We start from the raw sequence: 8,477 nt of genomic DNA, 5'->3' as shown, positions 1-8,477 counted from the left end.
TAAGGAGGCGTAAGGAGCAAGAAAGGCGAAACGGCAAAATGGTCGGGAACCTCGGACGGAACATTCCGATGCCTCAGTGCGCGCCGCAGCGCGTCATCCTGATGGGAATCCGTTCGGCGAAACCCCTTTGGGCCAGCGGTCATGCGCCGCGCGAACAGGCCGGATACATGACCGCTCCCAGCCGAGCCCAAACGCCGATCTTTTTTCTTGCGCAACGGGGGCCGTCCATACATGAGGAGCAGCCGAAGGTCGCGTCTCGAAGGATGGGTCGCCGCGCCCGCTGGAGCATATTTCGAGGCTTTTTGCGTGCCGCAAAAGCGCCTCAGGATGAGCGATTTGTATTTGCCGGCGGGTTTCGCCGAACGCGTCAGCCGCGCGAGACGCCTTGCTTGGCGATCGGCTGCTGCGGATCGAGCGCCAGAGCGCGCTGATAGGATTCGTTGGCCTTCAGGCGATTGCCCTTGCGCTCATAGGCGAGGCCGAGCCACGCCCAGGCCGGCGCGCTCTTATTATCGACATTGAGCGCCGCGTTGAAATCCTCGATCGCCTTGTCGTAGCTGCCGAGCGTCACCAGGCTCTCGCCGCGCGCCTGATAGGGCGCCGCCGCGAAAGGATCGCGGTCGATGGCGTTGTCGAAATCGGTGACGGCGCGCTGATTGTCGCCGCGCTTTTGATGAATGAGCCCGCGCGCGTGAAACGCCTGCGCGCTCTCGGGGTTGAGCTTGATCGCAGAATCGAGATCGGCGAGCGCCTGGTCGAGATTGCCCTGCGCGCGCAGCAGATTGGCGCGCCCGATATAGGCCGGCGCATGATTGGGGTTGACGTCGATGGCGCGGTCGAAGTCCAGCCGCGCCTGATCGTTGCGGCCCATCTGGCGGAAGGCCAGAGCGCGATTGGTGAAGGCGGCGGCGTTGTTGGGCTCGATCCTGATCGCCTGGGAAAAATCGGCGATCGCCTCCTGGAACTGGCCGATCTTGGCGAGCGCCACGCCGCGCGTGTTGAAGGCTTCGGCGCTCGGATTGCGGCGAACGACCTCGGAGAGCGACTCGATATTGGCGTTGGCGGCCTTGGGATCGGCGGCGTCGGTCTCGGCGAAGCCGCGCCCCGGCGGACGCAACACGCCGGCCGTCTCACAGCCGGCGAGGGCGAGCAGCGCCAGAACCGCCGCGCCGGCGCGCAGAGGCGCGCGGCAAAAAAATGTGGGGGAGGTCCGGCGAACCGCCGAGCCGAGCGGCAATTCCATTCCGTCCGACCTCCTCGAACAAAGTCCTATAAAGCGCTTCGAACGCGCGACGACGATTCATACCGGGCAATCGGGCGAGATTTCGGCCGCGCGCCCGGTCTTGCGCTCAGCGGCCGCCGACGGCGGGCTTCGCTTTCACCGGCAGCAGGCCTTCGCGCTGCAGCTTCTTGCGGGCGAGCTTGCGCGCGCGGCGCACGGCCTCGGCCTTCTCGCGGGCCCGCTTCTCCGACGGCTTCTCGTAATGGCCGCGGAGCTTCATCTCACGGAAAATGCCTTCGCGCTGCATCTTCTTCTTCAGCGCCTTGAGAGCCTGGTCGACATTATTGTCGCGGACGAGAACTTGCACGAAGCGATCCTGTTTCTAGGGGCGGCGCGCGCCCCGGTTGGAGAGGTTGCGACGGATGAGAATAGTCGGCCGGGCGCTGACGGAGCGCCTGACCCGTGCGCGGGGGATTAACAGACTTGCCCGGCGTTGTCCACAAGGAGCGGCTCGGGCGACGCCGGTCTCCGTATAATCCGAGGGGTCAGGCGGAGGGCCGCGGCCGCCCGCGATTTCCGACGCGGCAGGGTGGATTTTTACGGCGGCTTTCGCCACCATGCCATAAAGCGCGCGTCACGCGGCATTTTCTGGAGACGACATGAACAAGCCGATCACGAGAGGGGAATTGAGCGCGGCCGATGGCGCGGAGGCGATCCGCGCCCGCTATCGCCGCGATGATTCGCCGTCCCCGCCGGTCTGGAACGAGACGCTCGACCTTCTGCTCGCGCATCGCTCCATCCGCGCCTATCTGCCGGAAAAAATTCCCGCCGAAACTCTGGCGACAGTGGTCGCCGCCGCGCAATCGGCCTCCACCTCCTCCAATCTCCAGGTCTGGAGCCTCGTCGCCGTGGAGGATGAGGCGCGCAAGAGCCGCCTCGCCGATCTCGCCGGCAATCAGCAGCATATTCGCGACGCGCCTTTGTTCCTGCTCTGGCTCGCCGATCTCTCGCGGCTCGAGAATATCGGCAAGGCGCAGGGCCGCGACGCGGCGGCGCTGCCCTTCCTCGAAATGTTCCTGACGGCGGCGGTCGACGCGGCGCTGGCCGCGCAAAATGCGCTTGTCGCGCTCGAATCGCTCGGCTTCGGCGGCGTCTATATCGGCGGCATTCGCAACAAGCCGGAGGAGGTCGCAAAAGAGCTGGATCTGCCGCCGGGCGTCTTCGCCGTCTTCGGCATGGCGGTCGGCCGCCCCGATCCGGCCAAGGCCGGCGGCGTGCGGCCCCGCCTCGGGCAGGGCGCCGTGCTGCATCGCGAGCAATACGCATGGAACGAGGCGCAGCGCGAGGCGGTCGCCGCCTATGACGAGAAGTTCCGCGATTTCCAAAAGGAGGCGGGTCTTCCCGAGCAGGGCTGGATTCGCCAGGCGCTTTCCCGCGTGCGCGGTCCCGAGAGCCTCAGCGGCCGCGATCGCCTGAAGGAGGCGATGCGGGCCTTGGGCTTCGCGTTGAAATAACTCCCCCTCGCGGCGCCGCCAGACGCGAGCTGCGGCGGCGCCTCGAGCTCGGGCTTGAAGAAAGAGCCGAATTGAAGGAAGCTTCCGTTCGCGTACACTTGTTCGTTTTTGGCGATTGCCGTCCAATTTCACCGGAGAATTGCCTATGCAGAACGATGCAGATCGAGACTTGTTCTGGTTGGTCCTCGGCGCCGTCGTCGGCATGTTCGCCGTGGTGCTGCACAAATTCACCTTCGGCTCTGATCTGCCGGGCTGGCTCGGAGCGCTCATCCCATTGATTTCGGCCGTCGTCGTCGGCTCCATCGGCCCTCGGCTCGGACAAAGAGCGCAAGAATTTCCGATTGCTTATAATTGATAAGGCGTCCGGTCATGTCCAATGTCGTCGCGGGAGGCAGCCTGGGCGGAGCTCTATCGGTTCTGATCACCTGGGCTTCGAAGCTATTTTTCCATTATGACATGGAGAGTGAGGTCGCCTCCGCCATGTCGGTCATGCTCATCGCCATCGGCGGATGGATCGGGAAGCTCACCACTCCGGCGAGCCAGTAGCGCGAGCGAAGGTCGCGCGCTCCATCTTGTCTTTCTCGACGCGTCTGGGTGCGCCCGACGCGTCGAAGCGTCATTGCCAAGCGCGACATGCTTGCCTTATCAATGCCCGGCCCATTTCGGGCGACAAGCGACTTACGCCGACTTGTATCGGCGAGTGGGCGCATGAGGAGAGCATATGATCGCCGTCACCTTCCCCGACGGGGCGTCCCGTCAATTCGAGCCCGGCGTCTCCGGCCTCGACATCGCCAAGAGCATTTCCCCTTCCCTCGCCAAGCGGACCGTCACCATGGCTCTCGACGGAGAGCTGCGCGACCTCGCCGATCCGATCGCGCGCGACGCGAAAATCGAATTCGTCGGCCGCGAGGATCCGAGGGCGCTCGAGCTCATCCGCCATGATTGCGCGCATCTCTTGGCGGAAGCCGTGCAGGAGCTCTTTCCCGGCACGCAGGTCACCATCGGCCCGGTGATCGAGAACGGCTTCTATTACGATTTCTATCGCGCCGAGCCTTTCACGCCCGACGATCTTCCCGCCATCGAGAAGAAGATGCGCGAGATCGTCGCGCGCGACGCCGCGATCACCAAGGAAGTGTGGAGCCGCGATCAGGCCAAGACCTATTTCACGGCGAAAGGCGAGGCCTTCAAGCGCGAGCTGATCGACTCCATCCCCGGCGACGAGGATTTGAAAATCTATCGCCAGGGCCAATGGCTCGATCTCTGCCGCGGCCCGCATATGCCGTCCGTCGGCAAGGTCGGAACCGCCTTCAAGCTGATGAAGGTGGCGGGCGCCTATTGGCGCGGCGACCACAACAACCCGATGCTCTCGCGCATCTATGGAACCGCCTTCGCCCGCCAAGAAGACCTCGACGCCTATCTGCATCGGCTGGAGGAGGCCGAGCGCCGCGATCATCGGCGCTTGGGGCGCGAGATGGACCTGTTCCATTTTCAGGAGGAAGGGCCGGGCACGATCTTCTGGCACGAGAAGGGCTGGGCGCTGTTCCAGAGCCTCGTCTCCTACATGCGCCGGCGCCAGAAGGCCGCCGGCTATCGCGAGGTGAACACGCCGCAGGTGCTCGACCGCGCGCTGTGGGAGACCTCCGGTCATTGGCAGACCTATCGCGAGAACATGTTCCTCACCAAGACGGAGGACGAGCGCATTTTCGCGCTGAAGCCGATGAACTGTCCGGGCCATGTCCAGATATTCAAGAATGGGCTGAAGTCCTATCGCGATCTGCCGGTGAAGATCGCGGAATTCGGCGTCGTGCATCGCTACGAGCCGTCGGGCGCGCTGCACGGCATGATGCGCGTGCGCGCCTTCACGCAGGACGACGCGCATATCTTCTGCAACGAGGACCAGATCATGGAGGAGGCGTTGAAGATCAACGATCTCATCCTGACGATCTACAAGGACTTCGGCTTCGACGATGTGGTGGTGAAGCTCTCCACCCGGCCGGAGAAGCATGTCGGCTCCGACGAGGCCTGGGCCAAGGCCGAGGCCGCGCTCTACAAAGTGCTGGACGAGCTCGCCGCGCGGGGCTTGAAGACGGGAATCAATCCGGGCGAGGGCGCGTTCTATGGGCCCAAGCTCGAATATACGCTGCGCGACGCGATCGGCCGCGAATGGCAATGCGGCACGACGCAGGTGGACTTCAACCTGCCGGGCCGTTTCGGCGCCTTCTACATCGGCGCGGACAGCGAGAAGAAGACGCCGGTGATGATCCACCGCGCCATGTTCGGCTCGCTCGAGCGATTCACCGGGATTTTGATCGAGCATTACGCCGGCCATCTGCCGCTGTGGCTGTCGCCGCTGCAGATCACCGTCTGCACCATCACGCAGGACGCCGACGATTACGCCTATGAAGTGGCGGCGGAAGCTCGCAATGTCGGCCTCTCGGTCGATCTCGATCTGCGCAATGAGAAGATCACCTATAAGGTCCGCGAGCATTCGCTGGCCAAGGTCCCGGTTCTTCTCGTCCTCGGCAAGAAAGAGGCGGCCGAGCGCACGGTCTCGATCCGCCGTCTCGGCTCGCAGGCGCAGAGCTCCGCGAGCCTCACCGACGCGCTGGCCGCGCTCGCCGAGGAGGCGACGCCGCCGGACGTGAAGGGATAGAGCGAAAGCTCTCCGCGCGAGTCCTTCTCCCACAAGTGAGAGAAGGACTCGCGCACTGCGCCTCAATGCAGATGAAATTCCTTGTCGACCAGCGAGAATTCCGCCGGGCGGATCAGCCCGCTATGCGCCACCTCCACGGAGTGGAGCCGCCCGTCGAGGCTCTTCTCCCAGAAATCCAGGAATTTGCGCAGTTGCGGAAATTCGGGCTGCAGATCGTAGTCCTGCCAGATGTAGGACTGCATGATCGCGGGATGATCGGGCAGACGGTAGAAAATATTGGCCGTCGTCAGCCCATAGCCTTCGAGCATTCGGCGAAATTCGCGCGACGCCATTCGACGCCTCCTCTTCGATCGCGTGAGAACGATAGGTTCGACTGCGATCAGGATGCAAGACGAATGCCGAATAAACTTTTAAAAACAATATGGTAGCAGCATGGAGCGGTGAGTGCTGCTCGCCGAGCGATCGGGGAATCAGGCTCGACAGCCTGCTAGATTAAACAATGCGCTTGGGCTTTCCTCGAGGCGCAGTCCGCGTTCGGCCGCGGGTCTGCTTGATTTCGCGGCGGGACAGTGGTCGACTCCAGATGCGGCTGCGAAAGGTAGCGAGACAAATCGATGGAAACATTCGGCCGGCGCCTCATTCGCGCATTCTGGTTCACCCTCGCCGTGCTGTTTCTCATCGAGAGCTGGCTGTGGGACAATGTGAAAATCGCGCTGGTGCGGCTCGCGGGCGCGCTCGGCCTGAAGGAAATCGAAACGCGGTTGCGCGAATTCATCGCCGGCCTGTCGCCCCTTGCGACGCTGGCCGTCTTCGCTCTTCCGGCGATCACGATTTTTCCGCTGAAGCTGCTCGCGGTCGCGGCGATCGCGCATGGCCATGTGATCGCGGGCCTCTCGGTGATTCTCGCAGCGAAGACGCTGGCCCTCGGCGTCACATCCTTCCTCTTCGACGCGAGCCGCGAGAAGCTCTTGCAGATCGGCTGGTTCGAGACGCTCTATGAGACGATGCTGCGCGTCAGCCGCTGGGCGCATGAGCGCGTCGAGCCGCTCGAGCAGCAGATTCGCGAGGCCAAGAAATTCTTGAAGGCGAAACTCGCTCGCGCGCTCGGCGAGGAGGGCGGCTCGCTGTTCCTGCGCAAGCTCGCTTTGTTGCGCGCCCTCGTCCGCCGCCGCGGCGCGGCGTGACGAGGACGTCCGCTCCGTCGCTCAGCGGCAGAGCGCGTAGCCGAGACAGGCGTCGGCCGAAGCCGCCTGCCCCGAGGTGACGATGATCCACACGCCATAGGCGAAAGCCATGACGAGCAGCAATCCGAGCAGCGACAGTCTCGGCGTCTGACCCATTTTCCCCTCCCACCGATCGTCGGCGCCCGTCCCCGTACGGGACGCCGTCAACCTGACCGAGCCGGAAAATCGCGCGCGCGCGAGCGCACGAAGCGCGAAAGACCAGCAGGTTCGCAAGGAAGGAAGGGCGGAGCGGCGAAAAGGCGAGACCTCGCCGGAAATCAAAATTTCGGCAAGGGACCGCTTGACGAGATTGCTTTGATCTTAAGCGAAATCAAATCGATTTGGCGGAATCGCGGGCGCCGCGCGGATGCGCCGAGCGCCAGGCGTCGAGGAGGCGCGTCTTGTCGACGGCGGCGTAGATCTGCGTCGTCGAGAGCGAGGCGTGGCCGAGCAGCTCCTGTATGCTGCGCAGATCGCCGCCGCGGCCCAAGAGATGCGTCGCGAAGGAATGGCGCAGCGCATGGGGCGTGGCGCTGTCGGGCAGGCCCAGAGCGCCGCGCATTCGCTCCACGGCGAGCTGCAATATGCGCGGCGAGAGAGGGCCGCCTCGCGCGCCGACGAACAGCGGGCCGCCGGCGAGCTGATAGGGGCAGAGCGAAATATATTCCTCGATGGCGCGGCGCACCGGCTCTATGACCGGGACGACGCGGGTCTTGCCGCCCTTTCCGGCGATGGCGAGGCGGTCGACGGCGCCGATCGGCGCGCGGTCGCGCTCGATCGACAGAGCTTCGGAAATGCGCAATCCTGCGCCATAGAGCAGCGCCAGAGCGGCGGCGTCGCGGGCGAGTATCCAGGGCTCGCGCGCTTCGCCCGCGCGGGTCCCGGCGTCGGTCAGATCGCGGGCGTCGGCGACGCTCAGCGCCTTGGGCAGGCTGTGGGGCTTCTTGGGCGCGTGGACGGCGCCGAAGACATCCGTCTTGGCGAGGCCCTTCTTCTCGAGGAAGCGCAGGAGCGAGCGCACGGCGGCGAGCGCGCGCAGGAGCGAGCGATTCTCGAGTCCCTCGGCGCGCCGCCGCGCCATGAAGGCGCGAATGTCGGCCGGAACGAGCGCCCGCAATGTCGCCGCATCCGCCGGCGCGCCGCGATGCTCGGCGAGAAAATCCAAGAAAAATCGCGCGTCGCGCGCATAGGCGTCGAGCGTATGGCGAGAGGCGCGCCGCTCGCCGGAGAGATGGTCGAGCCAGGCCAGCGCCTCGGACGCGATATCGGGCGCCGCAGTGAAAGCGGCGCCCGATCTTATTTTTGCGGGTCGCGGGGAATCGCGCATGGGGACAAGTGGTGACGCGCGCCGATGAATAAAAGGTTGAGCCGGGCCGGCCCTCGCGCCCGCGAGGCTCAGCCCTGCTTCACCTCGGCCTTCGCCGTTTCCAGCAATTCGTCGAGCCTGCGGCGAATCTGGTGGTCGGATTGCTCGACCCCGGCCGCGGCGAAATCGGCCTTCACCTTGGAAAACACCTGCTCCTCAGGATGAGCGGAGACTTCGGCCGTCACCAGCGCCTCGGCGTAGGCCTCGGCCTCCGGCCCCGATTTGCCGAGCTTCTCCGCGGCCCAGAGACCGAACAGCTTGTTGCGCCGCGCTTCGGCGCGAAACTGGAGCTCCTGCTCATGAACGTAGCGCTTCTCGAACGACTCTTCCCGGTTGTCGAATGTGCTCATATCAACCCTCGGATGTTGCATCGGGAGGCGCCGCTCGAGCCGGCGGCGCTCCGCGCTCTTTCGGATGTAGGCGATTCGATCTCGAATCCAATGACGTTCACGCAATCAACGAAAATTTCAGTCAAGTTGTGTCCGCCACGCGATTCGGT

11 protein-coding genes are annotated in these 8,477 nt (G+C 64.5%); 5 read left to right on the top strand and 6 right to left on the bottom strand.

The annotated features are described in order from the left end of the window. Window positions 1-367 precede the first annotated feature (367 nt). The gene (locus tag Mspo_RS16995) at window positions 368-1,243 is read right to left on the bottom strand and encodes a tetratricopeptide repeat protein (RefSeq protein ID WP_201281733.1); all 876 of its coding nucleotides are present in this window, start codon (window positions 1,241-1,243) and stop codon (window positions 368-370) included. A gap of 106 nt (window positions 1,244-1,349) precedes the next feature. Then, window positions 1,350-1,589, bottom strand: coding sequence for a 30S ribosomal protein S21 (gene rpsU / locus Mspo_RS16990; RefSeq protein WP_018267543.1), 240 nt, complete (start codon window positions 1,587-1,589; stop codon window positions 1,350-1,352). A 292-nt stretch (window positions 1,590-1,881) separates the two neighbouring features. On the opposite strand from rpsU, the gene Mspo_RS16985 reads away from it, so the two are divergent. The 4 genes from Mspo_RS16985 to thrS all read left to right on the top strand — a co-directional run bounded on the left by Mspo_RS16985 (window position 1,882) and on the right by thrS (window position 5,389). Continuing rightward, on the top strand, window positions 1,882-2,736 hold the full coding sequence (locus tag Mspo_RS16985) for a nitroreductase family protein (protein ID WP_159731817.1): 855 nt from the start codon (window positions 1,882-1,884) through the stop codon (window positions 2,734-2,736). A 169-nt stretch (window positions 2,737-2,905) separates the two neighbouring features. Continuing rightward, window positions 2,906-3,091 carry a hypothetical protein gene (locus Mspo_RS16980; protein WP_159731815.1) on the top strand — a complete coding sequence of 62 codons (186 nt, stop codon included), beginning with the start codon at window positions 2,906-2,908 and terminating at the stop codon, window positions 3,089-3,091. 14 nt (window positions 3,092-3,105) lie between these two features. Beyond that, complete coding sequence (locus Mspo_RS16975) at window positions 3,106-3,282, top strand: hypothetical protein (protein WP_159731813.1); 177 nt, start codon at window positions 3,106-3,108, stop codon at window positions 3,280-3,282. 175 nt (window positions 3,283-3,457) lie between these two features. After that, the gene (thrS, locus tag Mspo_RS16970) at window positions 3,458-5,389 is read left to right on the top strand and encodes a threonine--tRNA ligase (RefSeq protein ID WP_159731811.1); all 1,932 of its coding nucleotides are present in this window, start codon (window positions 3,458-3,460) and stop codon (window positions 5,387-5,389) included. 62 nt (window positions 5,390-5,451) lie between these two features. On the opposite strand, the gene Mspo_RS16965 is transcribed toward thrS, so the two are convergent. Beyond that, on the bottom strand, window positions 5,452-5,721 hold the full coding sequence (locus Mspo_RS16965; protein ID WP_159731809.1) for an usg protein: 270 nt from the start codon (window positions 5,719-5,721) through the stop codon (window positions 5,452-5,454). Window positions 5,722-6,003: 282 nt separating this feature from the next. Between Mspo_RS16965 and Mspo_RS16960 the strand changes: the two genes are divergently transcribed. After that, window positions 6,004-6,573: a hypothetical protein gene (locus tag Mspo_RS16960; protein WP_159731807.1), complete on the top strand. Its 570-nt coding sequence runs from the start codon at window positions 6,004-6,006 to the stop codon at window positions 6,571-6,573. 21 nt (window positions 6,574-6,594) lie between these two features. Here the strand turns inward: Mspo_RS16960 and Mspo_RS20130 are convergent, their stop codons facing one another. The 3 genes from Mspo_RS20130 to Mspo_RS16950 form a co-directional block, all read right to left on the bottom strand. Continuing rightward, window positions 6,595-6,729: a hypothetical protein gene (locus tag Mspo_RS20130; protein WP_256366372.1), complete on the bottom strand. Its 135-nt coding sequence runs from the start codon at window positions 6,727-6,729 to the stop codon at window positions 6,595-6,597. Between the two features lie 214 nt (window positions 6,730-6,943). Beyond that, the gene (locus Mspo_RS16955; RefSeq protein ID WP_159731805.1) at window positions 6,944-7,939 is read right to left on the bottom strand and encodes a tyrosine recombinase XerC; all 996 of its coding nucleotides are present in this window, start codon (window positions 7,937-7,939) and stop codon (window positions 6,944-6,946) included. 68 nt (window positions 7,940-8,007) lie between these two features. After that, complete coding sequence (locus Mspo_RS16950; protein WP_159731803.1) at window positions 8,008-8,328, bottom strand: DUF1476 domain-containing protein; 321 nt, start codon at window positions 8,326-8,328, stop codon at window positions 8,008-8,010. Window positions 8,329-8,477 lie beyond the last annotated feature (149 nt).

The organism is Methylosinus sp. Ce-a6 (genome assembly GCF_009811655.1).
Classification (GTDB): Bacteria; Pseudomonadota; Alphaproteobacteria; order Rhizobiales; family Beijerinckiaceae; genus Methylosinus.
This window is presented reverse-complemented; position numbering and strand designations above follow the sequence as displayed.